This window comes from Glycomyces paridis (genome assembly GCF_004912155.1).
GTDB lineage: Bacteria > Actinomycetota > Actinomycetes > Mycobacteriales > Micromonosporaceae > Glycomyces > Glycomyces paridis.
Genome location: NZ_STGX01000014.1, coordinates 119,013 through 134,255 on the forward strand (window position 1 = coordinate 119,013; position 15,243 = coordinate 134,255).

Here is a 15,243-nt window from a genome sequence, read left to right on the forward strand (position 1 = left end):
GCCTCAGGCCTTCCGACAGGGGGCTTTACGGGTTCCATACGCAGGCGCGGGTCTTCTTGACGCGGCGTTGACTTGGTGTGGCACCGGTTGGGAAGGCACTGCCGGGCCGACTTCCATGACGACCATCACAGCCGCGGCACGACCGCGACTGACCAGCGGCGACGCCTTCGGCGGTCCGGACGCTCTCCGGTCACTTCAGGTACTCCCGCCACACCCTGCACTGTGATGCACATGCGACCCACTGTAATGGGAGCGCTGCCCCAAGAAACGGACATCGGCTGCTAGCCTGTGTCGAGCCGCCGACCCGGCAGCGGTCGCCTCCTCGAAGGACACCCCATGCCCGAACCCGCTCCGCAGTTCCCGATCACCTTGCAGCGCTTCCAATGCCGCTCGGCCGATCCGTTCGAGTCCTTCATGCGCCTGCGCGAGTCCGAAGGCGAGCAGCAGGTGTACCTGCTCGAATCGCTCTCGGGCCCCGACGCCGACAAGACCCGCGCCCTCATCGGCATCGGCCCCGTCCTCGACCTCGTCGTCCGCGACGGCCGCATCGAGGTCGACGGCCACGAGCGTTGGCGCGACTGGGCCGCCGCCCGCCTCGACGGCTTCGACCGCGTCACCGCCGAGCCCGGCGGCTGGCGCCTCGCGGCCCGCTCGGACCTGTGGGACGCCATGCGCCACATGGAGTCCGGCTTCGACCTCCACGGCGAGCCCCTGGACGACCGCCGCTTCGGCTTCGGGTTCACCACGCTCCTCGCCTACGACGCCGTGTCCTACATCGAGCACCTGCCGCGCATCATCGAACCGGTCGACCGCGTCCCCGACGCCGTCTTCCGCGTCTACCGCTCCGTGGTGGAGATCGACCTCGTCGCCGGCGCCGCCGAACTCACCGTCGCCGAGTACAAGGACGGCCCCGGCGCGGACGACGTCCACCGCGCCGTGACCGCCGCGCTCGACGCCCCCGCGACCTCGCCCGCCGTCCCGCAGCCGCCCCTGGGCGGCACCGAGCCCGAGCTCACCATCGACCCCGACACCTACGGCGAGCGCGTCGAGCGCGCCCTCGCGCACATCCGCGCCGGCGACATCTACCAGGTGCAGCTCGGCCACGAGGTCCGCATGCCCGGCAAGCGGGCCGACCTCGACGTCTACCTGCGCATGCGGGCCAACAACCCCTCGCCGTACATGGCGTACATCCCCTTCGAGGACCTCACCGTCCTCTCCGCCAGCCCCGAACTGCACGTGCGCATCGACGCCGGGCACCTCACCATGCGCCCGATCGCCGGGACCGTGCGCCGGGGCGCGAACGCCGCCGAGGACGCCGAGCGCGCCGGCTGGCTCAAGGGCGACGAGAAGGAGGTCGCCGAGCACATCATGCTCGTCGACCTGTGCCGCAACGACCTCGGCCGCGTCGCCGTCCCCGGCACGGTCGCCGTGGACGAGCTCATGTGCGTCGAGACCTACTCGCACGTGCTGCACCTGGTCTCCACCGTGACCGCCGGGCTCGCCGAGGGCCTCGACGCCTACGACGTCATCGCCGCGACCTTCCCGGCGGGCACCATGACCGGCGCGCCCAAGCTGCGCGCCATGGAGATCATCGAGGCCACCGAGACCAGCCGCCGCGGCATGTACGCCGGAGCGTTCGGCGTCATCGGCTTCGGCGGCTTCACCAACCTCGCCCTGAGCATCCGCACCGTGGTCGCCGTCGGCGACACCTACACCGCCCGCGCCTCCGCGGGCGTCGTCGCCGACTCCTCGCCCGCGGGCGAATGGCGCGAGACCCTCGCCAAACTCGGCTCCTCGGTCCACGCGGTGGCCGGGGACGCCCTCAACGCCGACTCCCGGGAGGACCGATGAAAGCTCTGCTGGTCGACGCCTACGACAGCTTCGCGCACATCATCTACCAGTACCTGCGGGTGCTCGGCGTGGACACCGACGTCGTCCGCTCCGGCGACGTCGACCCCGCCGCCGCGCTCGCCCACGACGGCGACTTCGTGCTCCTGGGACCGGGGCCGGGCACCCCCGAGGACTCCGGCCACGTCGAGCTCGTCCGCGCCCTCGCCGGCGTCAAGCCCGTCCTCGGCGTCTGCCTGGGCCACCAGGCCATCGGCGTCGCCTTCGGCGCCGACGTGCGCCCCGCCAAGCACCTCATGCACGGCAAGACCTCCATTGTGGAGCACGACGGCCGCGGCGTCTTCACCGGCGCTCCGGTCCCCTTCCACGCCACCAGGTACCACTCGCTCATCGTCGTGGAGGACACCCTCCCGGCCGAGCTCGAAGTGACCGCCCGGTCGGCCGACGACGGGTACGTCATGGGCGTGCGCCACCGCGAACTGCCGATCGAGGGCGTCCAGTTCCACCCCGAGTCGATCCTCACCGAAGCCGGGATGGGCCTCTTCGCCGCGTTCGCCGCCGATGCGCGCGACCTGGCGGAGGCCCGCCGATGAGGCTGCTGGCGATCAACGGCTCCGAACGGGCCCGCGGCTCCACGTGGATGGCCGCGCAGCGCGCGCTCGCCCACGCGAGCGAGCGCGGCTGGGACACCGAAGGGGTCGACCTCGCCGAACGGCGCGTCGTGCGCTGCGAATGCGGTCGGTGCAACTCCCGCACCGACCCGTGCCCGGTGGACGACGACGTCGCCGACGTCGTCCGCTCCATGATCGCCGCCGACGCGGTCGTCTTCGCCGCGCCCGTCCACGGCTTCGGCCTCTCCTCGCTCATGCAGACCTTCATCGAGCGCGCCGGGGTCGGCCACCTCCGCTTCGAACGCCCGCTCACCAACACCATCGGCGCCGCCGTAGTCATCGGCCGCCGCTACGGCCACCTCGACGTCCACGCCCAACTCATGCACAACCTCCTCCTCAACCGCTTCATCGTGGTCGGCTCGGGCTTCCCCGTGACCATCCACTCCGGAGGCGAGGAGGGCATCCTCTCCGACACCGAGGGCCTCGACTCCCTGCGGCGCACCGTCGACCGCATCGTCGACATAGGCACGGCCCTCGCCGAGTCCGGGACCGTCCTGCCGCGCCCCCGGGACGCGGAGCGCCGCGTCGGCAGGACCGGCTGACCGTGACCGCACCCACCGCCGAGGCCGCGACGGGCACCGGCTTCCACCTGCTCGTCGCCTCCAAGTTCGCGTCCACCGTGGCCTATGCGACCTCCTGGGTCCTGCTGCCGCTCTTCGTGTACCAGTCCAGCGGCTCCGCGGTCGCCGCCGCTGCGGCCTCGGCCGCGAACGTGGTGCCCTTCCTGCTGTTCGGCATGTTCGCCGGGGCGGCCGTGGACCGCTCCTCGCCGGTGCGGGTCATGGCCTGGATGGAGGCCGCCAACGCCGCGGTCCTCCTCGGCGTCCCGCTCCTCGCGTTCTTCGACGCCGTCGGACCGGTCACGCTGTGCGCCATCGGGTTCGCCTCGGCCACCGCCTACGTGTGGTTCGACGTCGCCTCGGCCGCGACCGTGCCCGCGCTCGTGGGCCGCGAAGGACTCTTCCGCGCCAACAGCCTCCTGTGGATGACCACGACCGTCCTCACCGCGATCGCGGCCCCGGTCGGCTACTTCCTCGCCGACGCGCTGCGCCTGGGCCCCACCTTCGCCGTTCTCGCCGCCTGCTACGTCGCCTCCGGCATCCTCATCTCCCGCGTCCGCCTGCCGAAGACCGAGCCCGCCCCGCGCGAACTGGGCGCCGTGCGCGCCGGATGGAAGTTCATCGCGGCCCACGACCTGCTGCGCTCCTACACGCTGACGAACATCGGGGTCGGCGTCAGCGCGGGCGCCGTCTACGGGCTCATGGTCGTCTTCGCCGCCGAAGCGCTCGGCCTCGACGCCGAGGACTACCGCGTCGCCTGGATCATCGCCGCCTCCGGCGTCGGCGCGCTCATCGGCGCCGCGCTCGCCCCCCGCTTCAAAGGCCGCGCGCCGATCCCCATGGCCCGCTGGATGACCGGACTCGACCTCGTCCTGCTCCTCGCCTACGCCGCCGCCCCGCACTGGGTCCTCGCCGCCGCGGCACTCCTGTGCTGGAACGCCGTCCACACCTGCTTCCTCGTCGTCGGCATCTCGGTGCGCCAGACGGTCACCCCGCAGCGCCTCCAGGGCCGCGTGAACGCCGTGGGCCGCATGGTCGTCTGGGGTTCGGTGCCGCTCGGTACGCTGCTGTGCGGGTCGCTCACCGAGCTGATCGGCCCGCGCCCGGCCCTCGCGGTCCTCGCCGTGTTCGCGCTCGCCGGGCTCGCCGTCGCCCTGCGCACCCCGCGCACGCTCTCCTTGGAGGAACCCGCATGACCGCGCCGCTGCGAGTGCTCTTCGTCGCCTTCAGCCGCTCCAGCCTCGGCCACGTGGCCCGGATGCGCACCGCCGCGGCCCGCTTCGCCGGCGCCGGGCACGAAGTCGCCGTCGCCGTCCACGAAGAGGCCCGCCCCATCGTCGAGCGCGCCGGGCTGCGGTGGATCGGCATCGACGAGATCGGCCCCGCCCCCGCCTGGCGCGGCATGAGCGACGAGGCGGGCCTGCGCGCCTTCGCCCGCACCCGCCTCGCGAGTCCCGCCTACGTCGAGCGGAGCATGGACGACGAGCTCAATGCCATCGACGCCTTCGGCCCCGACGCGGTCGTCAGCGACATGCGCAACACCGCCTCGGTGGCCGCCTCCATGCGCGGCCTGCCCTCGTTCACCGTCCACAACCTCCGCCTGTTCCGCCACCCCATGCACGCCGTGCTCCCCGAGATCCTGGCGACGCTCGACGGCCTGCGCGTCCCGGACGTCCACGCCCGCAAGGTGCTCGGCGACGCGATGCTCGTCCCGGACCTGCCGCTCCTCGATCCGCTGACGGACGTCCCGCCCGCCACGGCCGCGCTTGTTGCCTCCCTCGCCGCCGAGATCCGCCACATCGGACCGCTGGCGCCCGAGGACCTGCGTGAACCCGACGGCGAACGCGCGCCGCTCCTCAACGTGACCCTCGGCGGCTCGGGCCTGGGGGAGGAGGACCTCGTGCGGATCGTCGCCGCCGCCTCCGGCCTCGGCGTCCCCGTCGCCGTCACCTTGGGCGGCAAGGACCCCGGCGGCCTCACCGGCCGCCTCCGCGCCGCAGGAGGGTCCGCAGTGGACGTCGCCGAGTTCCGCCACGACGCCGCCGACCTCATGGCCCGCTCCACCGCCGCCGTGGTCCACGGCGGCCACGCCTCGATGCTCGAAGGCCTCCTGACCGCCACCCCGCTCGTGTTCCTCCCGCATTCGGAGGAACAGCGCGGCAACGCCGCGAGAGTGGCGGCCCTGGGCCTCGGCGACGTGCTCGACGGCGCCGCCGACACGGTCGCGATCGAAGCGGCCCTCAAAGCGGCGCTCAGCGCCGACCCGGCCCCCCACCGCGCCTTCGCGACCCAGTTGCGCGCCACGGACGGCGCGGCGGCGATGATCGAACGCGTGACCGCCGGAGTCGCCGTGCACCGCTTGGCGGGAGCCCGAGATGCCGCCTGAGCGGAGGGGACTGCGGCAGTGCTGTGAGCACGGCGCAGCAGCGGGGACTCCGGCACCGGCCGTCGAGCGCCGCGGTCGCGCACTGCCTCGGATCGAGACGGGGCGCTACGACCCGTCGCGCCGGACGGCGACCGCAGTGGTCTCGCCACTGGAGCTCGCCGTCGAGGCGTTCTCCGACACGGACCGCGACTGCTCGCGGTCTCGGATCGCGACCGGACTCCCACCCGCCGGCATTCGGCGCTCCGGGCCTTTCGGGACCCGAAACCGCGCGAGAGCGCTGCCCGGTGAGGTCGGCGACCGCTCGCAGTCTGCGGCCACGCCGCTGCGCGGCTATTCGCGGGCGCGGCGCGGCGCTTCCGCCGGGGTGACCGCGCGGGCCGCCGCCTCAGGAGTGGCAGCGGAGGCCGCGACCGCAGCCACCACCGGCAATTCGCGGCATCCGGCGACCGCCGTTGAGGACTGGGACGCCACGCGGCGTCCGGCGGTGACCGCGCGGTTCCACGCTTCGCGTCGAACTGTCGCCCGCACGGCCTCGTGGCACCTGATCGCGGGCACGGCCGGTCTCGTCTCGGCGCCACCGACCGCGCTCCGCCCCGACCCGCTCGCCGACCGTTTCGCACTGCCCCGCAACCGAAGGAGCCTGCGGTGAACGCGCCCACCTTCTCGACCGCGATCATGACGCACCCGGCCCGTGCCGACCGGGCTCGGGAGCTCGCCGACTCGCTCGGCGACCTGCGTCCCGTGGTGGTCGTGGACGACTCGCCTCCCGGGCGAGGGAACCTCGCCAACGCCGCCCGCGCCTGGGGCGCCGCCGATCCGGGCAAGAGCCATCACGTGGTCCTCCAAGACGACGTGATCCCGTGCGACGGCTTCGCCGACCGCCTCGGCGACGCGCTCGCCGCGCGGCCCGAGGCCGCCGTGAGCCTGTTCTGCGAGTGGGGTTCGCGCACGGCGACGCTCGTGCGTGTCGCCGCCTGGAACGGCTGGTCCTGGGCCCGCGCCGTCGACATGTACACGCCCACGCAGGGCCTGGCGCTCCCTCGCGAGGCCGCGCTCGCCTTCGCCGCCGAGCACGAGGACGGCGACGGGCCCGACGACCTGCCGCTTGCGGCCTTCCTGCGCGGCAACGGCATCGACAACCTCGTCACCGTCCCCAACCTCGTCGACCACGCCGATCACCTGAGCCTGACCGGCAACGGCTTCCAAGGCCCGCGCCGCACCGCCTGCGCCGCACCGAAAGAGCCCGTCGACTTCGACACGCCCACCGCCGGGACCGGCCTCGCCCGGCTCCCGTACGCCTCCTGGATGCGCGTGCACGCCGAGTTCTTCGCGTGCGGGAGCGGCGCCGAGTACGCCTGGCTCGGCGAGTTCGCCGACACGCGACTGCCCGAGGGCCTGCGCAAACCCGACCTTACCGGCGCGTTCGCCGCCGACCTCGCCGCCGCCGACCTCGCCGCCGCCGACCCCGCGCTGGGCGCCGCCGTAGGCGAACTCGTGCTCTTCGAGTACTGGACCGTCCACTTCGCGCTCGGCCTCGCCGCGCCCGCACCCGTGCCCGAACCCGGCCCGCTCGCCGAGGCCGCCTTCGCGACCGCGTTCCCCGGCCTGTTCCGCCGGTACCTCCCCGAGTCCACCGTGGATGCCCTCGCGGTCCCCGCGGGCCGCTTCGCCGCCGCCGCGTACGCGAGAGGCGGCCGCACGGACCTCCCTCGCCCGCACCGGGACTGGTACGAGTGAGCGTTCCGGGCCCCGCGCCGCACCGCTGGCTCGGCCGCCGTGCCAACGCGCACGCCTACGCCGCCGACCCGGTCGGGTACACCGCCGACCTGTACCACCGCTTCGGCGGCGTCGCGGGCCTCGTGCGCGGCGACCGCAGGCAGGTCTTCGCCTTCGGGCCCGAGCTCAACCGGGCCGTGCTCACCGCCGGGGACACCTTCCACACCGTCCTCGAATACGCCGTCCCCGAACGCATCCGCAACGCCCGCCGCGGCATCGGCCTGCTCAACATGAACGGACCCGACCACCGCCGCGCCCGCCGCACCGCCACCCCCGCGTTCCGGCCCCAGAGCGTCGGCGCCCACGCCGAGACCGTCGCCGCCCTCGCCGCCGAAGAGGTCGCGACCTGGACCCCCGGCGAGCCGTTCGACCTGAGCGAGCGGATGCGGGAGCTGACGCTGCGCATCGCCTGCCGTTGCTTCTTCGGCGTCGACATCGCCGGGGAGGCCGCCGGGATCGGCCGCATGGTCCAGGACATGCTCGCCCTGCGCTACTTCGCCTCCTCCATCCGCTACTTCCCCTTCGACGTGCCCGGCGCGCCCTACCGGCGCCTGCTCACCGTGATCCGCCGCCTCGACGCCGCACTGGCGTCCATCGTGGAGACCCGCCGCGAGGGCGGCGCGGGCGCCGACCTCCTCCAGGCGCTCATGGCCGTCCGCGGCGAGGACGGCGAAGGGCTCGACGACGACGCGCTCATCGGCCAGCTCACCACCCTCATCGTCGCCGGGCACGAGACCTCCTCGAACACGCTCGTGTGGACGCTCCTGCTCCTGTCCCAGCACCCCGCCGAAACGGACGCCGTCCTCGAGGCCGTCAGCGAGAGCGACACGGACGCCGCGCTCGCCGCCGCCCCACTGGACCGCGTCCTCAAGGAGACCCTGCGGCTCCTTCCGCCCGGGCCCAACACCGCCCGGATCGCCGTCGCTCCCGCCGAACTCGGCGGCCACGAGATCCCCGCCTGGTGCCAGGTCGTGACCAGCAAGTTCGCGACGCACCGCGACGCCGCGGTCTTCCCCGAGCCGCTCCGCTTCCGCCCCGACCGCTGGGCCGGGGCCAAGCCGAGCCTGTACGAGTACCTGCCCTACGGCGCGGGCCCGCACGCCTGCATCGGCGCGGCCTTCGCCGACATGGAGATGAAGCTCGTGCTCGCCGCCGTCCTCGGCCGCTACCGGATCGCCCCCGTAATCGGCGCCACAGTGGACCGCAGCGTCGGACTCATGATGGCCCCCAAAGGTTCCGTGCCCGTCGTCGCCCTTCCCAGGGACGACTCGCAGCCCGCCCGCCCGATCGGCGGCGACCTCAACGAGATGGTCGACCTCGACGGCGCCGACAGATGGAGACTCGGATGGTGAACGCCCCCTCGGTGAGCCTCGTGATGGCCACCTGCGACAAGCGCGAGTACCTCGCCCTGACGCTCGAATCGCTCACCGTGCAGACCCACACCGCGTTCGAGGTGGTCCTGTGCGACGACGGCACCCGCGGCGGCGTGGCCGACCTCGCGGACGCCTTCGCCGACCGCCTCGACCTGCGCCTGGTCGTCCAGGAGAACCGCGGCCGCGCCGCCGCCCGCAACGCCGCCCTCGACCGCGCCGACGGCGACCTGGTCGTCTTCATCGACGACGACCGCATGGCCGCCCCCGGCTTCGTCGCCGCCCACGCCGCCGCTGCCGCCGAAGGCGCGGGCGTCATCGGCTGGAAGCGCCGCGCGCTCACCTGGTGGCGCCCGGGCCTGCTCCCGCTGGGGGAGCAGGACCTCCTGCGCCTGGTCGCCCGCGTCGGCGGACCCGAACGCCTCGCCGAACCGGTGCACCTGCTAGCGCCCGGCGACCTCGCCGCCGACCCCGAGGCGGCCCTCGAACGCGTCGGCCTCGGCGACGAGCCCGACAACTACCACGCGGTCGTCGACGCCTACGGCCACGGCCTGGACGGCTTCCGCTTCGCCTGGGCCCTCGCCACCACCGCGAACCTCGGCGTCCCCCGCGCCGCCCTCAAGGAGGTCGGCGGCTTCGACGAGTCGTACACCGGCTGGGGCCTGGAGGACACCGACCTGTCCTACCGCCTCCACCACGCGGGCCTGCGCTTCCGCGTCGACCCCGCCGCCGTCAACCACCACCAGGTCCACCCGCTCGCCCACCCCGACCCGCTCGTCGCCCAGCGGCTCATGCGCACCCAGCTCATGCGCAACCTCGACCGGTTCTGCGAGCGCCACCGCGCCCTCGACGCCTACCTCTTCCGCCGCCGCTGGGAGCACGCGATGACGCTCACCGAGGCCGACCGGCTCCTGGCCCTCGCCGAGACCGCCGACCCCCTCCTGGCCAGGGAACTCGACGCCCTCTACGCCGCCCGCTGACCACAGGGGACGACCGGGTCCGTTCACCCGATCCGATGACGGATCAGCCGAAACGCCCACAGAGGTGATCCCGCGGCCGTAGATTGCCCTCAACACCGGGGGCACCGAACGGCCCGGTCCGACCGAGGGCGGCCACCGCTCCACCGGCCGGCGCCGTCGCCCTGGGCGCGCGGCGCTCCCGGCGGACGGCCGGTCCACGTCCCTGCCATGCGACGGACCTGTCAACGGCGGCAAGGGCCCCGCTCCATCCGGGGCCCGCGCCGCCGACCGCCGGGAGGACCGCGGCCCCGACGAGAGGAGCCGCCATGCGGCGCACCGCCATGCTCGCCGCGGCCGCCGCGGCCCTCGCCTCCACCGGCCTCGCCGCCTGCGGCGCCGACTACGACGGCAACGGCTCCTCCAAGGCCCGCGCGGGCGTCACCGCCGTCCAGGAGGAGATCACCGGCGTCGACTGGGGCCCGTGCGACCTCGACGCCATGTTCGAGGACGCCGAACTCGACGCCGCCGCCGCGGCCTGGGCCGAAGCACTCGAATGCGGCGAGGTCCGCGTCCCCGTCGACTACGAGCGCACCGACGGCGACCAGGTCCGCATCGCCCTCGTCCGCCACCCGGCCACCGGCGAGCGCACCGGCTCCCTCCTCGTCAACCCCGGCGGTCCCGGCGGCTCCGGCATCGAACTCGCCCAGTACCCGTTCCTGCCCGACGCGGTCACCGCCGCCTTCGACGTCGTCGGCTTCGACCCCCGCGGCGTCGGCCGGAGCCGCAACCTCACCTGCGGCGACGACACCGACTTCGACGCCGCCGTCTCCGCCGTCGCCCTCGACGACCCCGACTCCCTGGCCGAGACCGAGACCGACGCCCTCCGCGACGGCGCCGCGACCTTCTCCGACGGCTGCGCCGACCAGGTCGACCCCGACTTCCTGGAACACCTCGGCACCCAGAACGTCGCGCGCGACATGGAGGTCCTCCGAAACGCGCTCGGCGACGAGAAGCTCACCTTCCTCGGCTACTCATACGGCACCTACATCGGACAGATGTACCTGTACCTCTACCCCGACCGCGTGCGCGCCATGGTCCTCGACGGCGTCATGCGCACCTCAGGCGACGTCCTCGACCTCGCCGAAGGCCAGGCCCAGGGCTTCGAGACCGCCTGGCGGGCCTTCCTCGACTACTGCCTGGGCCTCCCCGACTGCCCCTTCACCGGCGCCGACGCCGCCGACGCCGAACTGGAGTCGATGCTCACCACCGCCCTCGACGGCGTCAACGGCGACCTCACCGTGGGCCTGCTGACCGACATGGTCGCCCAGAGCCTCTACAGCGAGGCCAAATGGCCCCGCCTCGAAGCCGTGCTCGCCGCCTTCGGCGACGGCACCGTCCAGGAATTCCTCGACGCCCTCCAATCGCTCGCCGAAGACGAGGGCGCCTCCCGGCCCACCCGGCTCCCGCCCCCGCCGCTGCCCCGCCGCGACACCGACGCGAACTTCTACGGCGTCCAATGCGTCGACCGCGCCAACCCCTCCCGCTTCGGCTCCTATCAGGACTCCGCAGCTGACGGGTACGCCGACTCCGCGCTCTTCGGCGCCGGGATCTCCTGGAGCTACCTGCCGTGCGCCACCTGGGCCGCCTCCGACCCCGGCCCCGACTCGGTCGACGGCGACGGCGCACCCGAGGTCGTCCTCGTCGGCAACCTCGGCGACCCCGCCACGCCCTACCCCTGGGCCGAAGCCGTCGCCGACGCCCTGGACGCCGCGGTCCTGCTCACCTACCAAGGCAGCGGCCACACCGCTTACACGTTGGGGCACAAGTGCATCGACGATCCAGTCACCGCCTACCTCGTGGACCTCGACGTTCCCGAAGCCGGTCTGCGCTGCCCCCAGGAACTCGGCTGACCGCCGCCCCGGCGCCGACCTGACGCGGCTCACTCGCGGGTGCGTGTGCCGCTCGGTCACCGCCGCGGATCTGGCAAGATGGCCCCGTCCCGCCGGGCGCCGAGCGCAGGCGGAGTCGACTCCCGACCGTCGAAGTGACGAAAGAAGCGCACATGCACACTTCCCCCAGTCCGTCCCATGCCCGGACGGAGCCGGCCGCATGGTGAACATGACCTGGCTGGAGGCCATCGTGCTCGGGGTCGTCCAGGGCCTCACCGAGATGCTGCCGATCTCCTCCTCGGCGCACCTGCGACTCACCTCGGCGCTGTTCTTCGAGGAGGACGCGGGCGCCTCCTTCACCGCCGTCACGCAGCTGGGCACCGAGACCGCCGTCCTCCTCTACTTCTGGAAGGACATCGTCCGCATCCTCGTCGCCTGGTGGAAGGGCCTGTGGAACAAGGAGCTGCGCGGCGAGACGGACTACCGGCTCGGCTGGTACGTCATCATCGGCACCCTGCCCATCGTGTTCTTCGGACTGATCTTCAAGGACGCCATCCGCGAGAGCGCCCGCAACCTCTGGCTCGTCTCCTTCAGCCTCATCTTCTTCGGCCTCCTGCTCGCGCTGGCCGAACTGGTCGGCAAGAAGACCCGCACCTGGGACGACTTCCGCCTCAAGGACGGCCTCATCCTCGGCTTCGCGCAGGCCGGCGCGCTCATCCCCGGCGTCTCGCGCTCGGGCGGCACGATCACCGCGGGCCTGTTCATCGGCCTCGACCGCTCGGTGGCGGCCAGATACTCGTTCCTGCTGGCGATTCCAGCGGTGTTCGGCGCGGGCATCCTGAGCCTCGGCGACGTGTTCGACCCCGCCGCGGAGGGCTCGGTGCCCAGCGGCGCCCAGATGCTCGTCGCGACCGTGATCGCGTTCTTCGTGGGCCTGGCGGCCGTGCACTGGATGCTCAAATGGGTCGCCAAGCACAGCGTGTTCATCTTCGTCTGGTACCGCTGCATCCTCGGCGCCGTCGTCATCATCATGCTGGAGACGGGCTTCCTCAGCGCCACCTGAGTTCGCTCCCGTGAAAGGGCCGGTCGTTTCGACCGGCCCTTTCCGCTTCGGGGACTTGACGGCCCGTTGCATCCTGGGCCTCTCCAGACCAGTCCCGGGAGGACCGATGACCGCTTTGCTGCTGTGCGCCGACCCGCTCGCGCCCGCGCGCTCGCGGCGCGCCGACCCGCACTTCGCGCGCGAGGCCGAGGCCGCCGCCCTGACGGCCGTCATCGACCACGACGCGCTCGCTCGCGGCGACGTCGAGGAGGCCGTGCGGCGCGTCCCGCGCGACCTCGGCCCGGCCTGGTACCGCGGCTGGATGATCGGCTCGGACCGCTACGCCGACCTGGAGCGCGCCCTCGCCGACCGCGGCTGCCGCCTGCTGACCGACGCGGCGCGGTACCGCCGCGCCCACGAACTCCCCGGCTGGTACGAGGTCTTCCAGGGCCGCACCCCGGCGAGCGTGTGGACCGCCGAACCCTCCGACGACTGGCTTGCGGAAGCGGCGGCCCGCCTCGGCTCGGCGGGCGCGGTCGTCAAGGACTTCGTGAAGTCCCGCAAGCATGAATGGGCGACCGCCTGCCACGTGCCCGACCTCGGCGACCGGGCCGCCCTGCGGCGCGTGGTCGACGCCTTCCTGGACCTCCAAGGGGAGGACCTGTGCGGCGGGGTCGTGCTGCGCGCCTTCGAGGACTTCACCGGACCCGAGGCGCGGGTGTGGTGGCTCGACGGCGCGCCCGCCGCCGTCACCGCCCACCCCGACACCCCCGGCGAACGCGTCGAACCCGACCTGGCGGGTGTCGGCGAACGCGTCGCGGCCCTCGGCTGCCGCTTCGTGACCACCGACCTCGTCCGCCGTGCGGACGGCGCCTGGCGGGTCGTGGAGGTCGGCGACGGCCAGGTCAGCGACTTCCCCGAAGACACGGAGGTGCGGCCGTTGATCGAAGCGCTGAGCAATGCTTGACAATCTGACGAAATAAGCAAACAATGTCAGCATGACAGCTCGATCCGCCGCGACCCGCGAGACGATCGTGCGCGCCGCCGCACCCGTGTTCGGCCGCTACGGCTACCGCAAGACCACGATGGACCTCCTGGCCTCAGCCGCGGGCGTCTCCCGCCCCGCCGTCTACCAGTACTTCCCGAACAAGGCCGCCGTGCTCCGCGCCGTGGCCGACCTCATCGGCGACGAGGTGCACACCGCCGCCGAGACCGCCGCCGACGCCGCGACCGGCACCGCCGAGCGGCTCTACGCCGCCCTCGTCGCCAAGCTCGAATTCACCGCCGCCACCGTCGAAGCCGACCACCGCCGAGAACTCCTGAGCGAGGCCTCCCGCATCGCGGCCGACGCCGTGGCCGCCTCCGAGGCCCGGTACACCGCGCTCGTCTCGCGCATCCTCGCCGAAGCGCCCGACCTCGACCTCCTCGGCGACGCCGCCACCGCCGAGGACACCGCCGAACTCCTCACCGACTCCATGACCGGCATCGCCCGGTCCACCGCCACCGCCGACCAGATGCGCGCGCGCCTGCGCCTGCTCGTCGACCTCGCCGTGCGCGGCCTCTCCACCAGCGACAACGAACGGAGCACCCCATGATCCAGGCGATCGGCCTCGGCCTCCTCGCGGGCCTCATGATCGGCAACGGCCTGCCCCACTTCATCAAAGGCGTCACCGGCGAGCGGTACCCGACCGTCTTCGGTTCGGGCCCGCTCGTCAACCTCGCCGCCGGCTGGTCCGGCATCGGCCTCGGCGTCCTCGCGCTCGTCGCCGCCGACCTCCCGGACGCGCCGTTGGCCGGCGGTGCCGCCCTCGCGCTCGGCGTGCTCCTCATGGGTCTCTTCCACGCTCGCGGCCTCGCCTGGGGCCGAGACTGAAGGCCGGGTTCAGCTCGGACCGCGCCGGTGTCGCACCCCGGCGGTAGCGTCCAAGGCGGAAACCCGCGACGAACCGAGGAGCGCCATGCCCCACTCAGACGACCAAGCCGTGTTCGTGCTCGTCCACGGCGGCGGCAGCAGCTCATGGGACTGGCACCTCGTCGCCCCGCGGCTGCGCGAACGCGGCCACGAGGTGATCGCGGTCGACCTCCCCATCGAGGACGGCGCGAACGGCCTGCCCGAATTCGCCGACGCCGTCGCGGATGCCATCGGCGGCCGCGAACGCGTCGTGCTCGTCGCCCACTCCCTCGGCGGGTTCACCGCCCCGCTCGTGTGCGAGCGGACCGGCGTCGACCTCATGGTCCTGCTCACCGCCATGATCCCGGTCCCCGGAGAGTCCATGGGCGCCTGGTGGTCCGCCACCGGCCACGACGCCCTCGGCATCGACATCGGCTCCGAGGAGCGGATGATCGCGGCCTTCGTCCACGACCTCCCGGTGGAGGCGGCCCGGGAGGCACTGGCGCACGGCCGCGAGCAGGCGGGGGACCGGTGGGACGAGCCCACGCCGATGCGGGCCTGGCCGGACGTGCCGACGAGGTTCCTGCTGTGCCGCGACGACCGGTTCTTCCCGCCCGAGTTCATGCGCCCGGTCGTCAAGGAGCGCCTCGGGATCGAACCCGACGAGATCGACGGGAGCCACAGCGTCATGCTCAGCCGCCCTGACGAACTCGCCGACCGGCTCCACCGCTACTGGACCGAACGCGACCGATAGACGGCGTCGGCCGACGCCGTTCACGGTCGCCCGCGAACCGCGTCCGCGGTTCGCGGGCGACCGTGAACGGTCCGCCTGCAAAGAAAGCCCGGCGCTG

Annotated in this window: 14 protein-coding genes; all 14 read left to right on the forward strand. The window is 73.2% G+C overall.

Annotated features, from left to right (window positions below; genetic code table 11):
* Positions 1-336 precede the first annotated feature (336 nt).
* The 14 genes from E9998_RS18325 to E9998_RS18385 all read left to right on the forward strand — a co-directional run bounded on the left by E9998_RS18325 (position 337) and on the right by E9998_RS18385 (position 15,146).
* A complete protein-coding gene (locus E9998_RS18325; protein WP_136531144.1) occupies positions 337-1,851 on the forward strand; it encodes an anthranilate synthase component I family protein in 1,515 nt (504 codons plus the stop codon).
* Entirely contained in the window at positions 1,848-2,441 is a 594-nt protein-coding gene (locus E9998_RS18330) for an anthranilate synthase component II (protein ID WP_136531145.1), read from the forward strand. Before E9998_RS18325 ends, E9998_RS18330 begins: the two co-directional genes overlap by 4 nt.
* Positions 2,438-3,061, forward strand: coding sequence for a flavodoxin family protein (locus tag E9998_RS18335; RefSeq protein WP_136531146.1), 624 nt, complete (start codon positions 2,438-2,440; stop codon positions 3,059-3,061). Before E9998_RS18330 ends, E9998_RS18335 begins: the two co-directional genes overlap by 4 nt.
* 2 nt (positions 3,062-3,063) lie before the next feature.
* Positions 3,064-4,275 carry an MFS transporter gene (locus E9998_RS18340; protein ID WP_158299865.1) on the forward strand — a complete coding sequence of 404 codons (1,212 nt, stop codon included), beginning with the start codon at positions 3,064-3,066 and terminating at the stop codon, positions 4,273-4,275.
* Positions 4,272-5,465: a glycosyltransferase gene (locus E9998_RS18345; RefSeq protein ID WP_136531148.1), complete on the forward strand. Its 1,194-nt coding sequence runs from the start codon at positions 4,272-4,274 to the stop codon at positions 5,463-5,465. Before E9998_RS18340 ends, E9998_RS18345 begins: the two co-directional genes overlap by 4 nt.
* A 645-nt stretch (positions 5,466-6,110) precedes the next feature.
* Positions 6,111-7,202 (forward strand): hypothetical protein, encoded by a 1,092-nt coding sequence (locus E9998_RS25460; protein ID WP_158299866.1) that lies wholly within the window; start codon positions 6,111-6,113, stop codon positions 7,200-7,202.
* A complete protein-coding gene (locus E9998_RS18350) occupies positions 7,199-8,593 on the forward strand; it encodes a cytochrome P450 (RefSeq protein ID WP_158299867.1) in 1,395 nt (464 codons plus the stop codon). The genes E9998_RS25460 and E9998_RS18350 overlap by 4 nt, the downstream gene beginning before the upstream one ends.
* On the forward strand, positions 8,587-9,591 hold the full coding sequence (locus E9998_RS18355) for a glycosyltransferase family 2 protein (RefSeq protein ID WP_158299868.1): 1,005 nt from the start codon (positions 8,587-8,589) through the stop codon (positions 9,589-9,591). Before E9998_RS18350 ends, E9998_RS18355 begins: the two co-directional genes overlap by 7 nt.
* A 305-nt stretch (positions 9,592-9,896) precedes the next feature.
* Positions 9,897-11,480, forward strand: a complete 1,584-nt coding sequence (locus E9998_RS18360; RefSeq protein WP_136531150.1) for an alpha/beta hydrolase — start codon at positions 9,897-9,899, stop codon at positions 11,478-11,480.
* A 208-nt stretch (positions 11,481-11,688) separates the two neighbouring features.
* Positions 11,689-12,522: an undecaprenyl-diphosphate phosphatase gene (locus E9998_RS18365; RefSeq protein ID WP_136531198.1), complete on the forward strand. Its 834-nt coding sequence runs from the start codon at positions 11,689-11,691 to the stop codon at positions 12,520-12,522.
* A 106-nt stretch (positions 12,523-12,628) separates the two neighbouring features.
* The gene (locus tag E9998_RS18370; RefSeq protein ID WP_136531151.1) at positions 12,629-13,468 is read left to right on the forward strand and encodes an ATP-grasp domain-containing protein; all 840 of its coding nucleotides are present in this window, start codon (positions 12,629-12,631) and stop codon (positions 13,466-13,468) included.
* A 31-nt stretch (positions 13,469-13,499) separates the two neighbouring features.
* Positions 13,500-14,096 (forward strand): TetR/AcrR family transcriptional regulator, encoded by a 597-nt coding sequence (locus E9998_RS26810; protein WP_136531152.1) that lies wholly within the window; start codon positions 13,500-13,502, stop codon positions 14,094-14,096.
* On the forward strand, positions 14,093-14,374 hold the full coding sequence (locus E9998_RS18380; protein WP_136531153.1) for a hypothetical protein: 282 nt from the start codon (positions 14,093-14,095) through the stop codon (positions 14,372-14,374). Before E9998_RS26810 ends, E9998_RS18380 begins: the two co-directional genes overlap by 4 nt.
* A gap of 85 nt (positions 14,375-14,459) precedes the next feature.
* Complete coding sequence (locus tag E9998_RS18385) at positions 14,460-15,146, forward strand: alpha/beta fold hydrolase (RefSeq protein ID WP_136531154.1); 687 nt, start codon at positions 14,460-14,462, stop codon at positions 15,144-15,146.
* The last annotated feature ends 97 nt before the right edge of the window (positions 15,147-15,243 follow it).

Bases quoted from the DNA above. Each gene is read 5' to 3' on its own strand.
- E9998_RS26810 (WP_136531152.1), top strand. From the start codon at position 13,500: ATGACAGCTCGATCCGCCGCGACCCGCGAGACGATCGTGCGCGCCGCC.
- E9998_RS18370 (WP_136531151.1), top strand. From the start codon at position 12,629: ATGACCGCTTTGCTGCTGTGCGCCGACCCGCTCGCGCCCGCGCGCTCG.
- E9998_RS18365 (WP_136531198.1), top strand. From the start codon at position 11,689: ATGACCTGGCTGGAGGCCATCGTGCTCGGGGTCGTCCAGGGCCTCACC.
- E9998_RS18345 (WP_136531148.1), top strand. From the start codon at position 4,272: ATGACCGCGCCGCTGCGAGTGCTCTTCGTCGCCTTCAGCCGCTCCAGC.
- E9998_RS18325 (WP_136531144.1), top strand. From the start codon at position 337: ATGCCCGAACCCGCTCCGCAGTTCCCGATCACCTTGCAGCGCTTCCAA.
- E9998_RS18385 (WP_136531154.1), top strand. From the start codon at position 14,460: ATGCCCCACTCAGACGACCAAGCCGTGTTCGTGCTCGTCCACGGCGGC.
- E9998_RS18360 (WP_136531150.1), top strand. From the start codon at position 9,897: ATGCGGCGCACCGCCATGCTCGCCGCGGCCGCCGCGGCCCTCGCCTCC.
- E9998_RS18380 (WP_136531153.1), top strand. From the start codon at position 14,093: ATGATCCAGGCGATCGGCCTCGGCCTCCTCGCGGGCCTCATGATCGGC.
- E9998_RS18330 (WP_136531145.1), top strand. From the start codon at position 1,848: ATGAAAGCTCTGCTGGTCGACGCCTACGACAGCTTCGCGCACATCATC.
- E9998_RS18335 (WP_136531146.1), top strand. From the start codon at position 2,438: ATGAGGCTGCTGGCGATCAACGGCTCCGAACGGGCCCGCGGCTCCACG.
- E9998_RS18355 (WP_158299868.1), top strand. From the start codon at position 8,587: ATGGTGAACGCCCCCTCGGTGAGCCTCGTGATGGCCACCTGCGACAAG.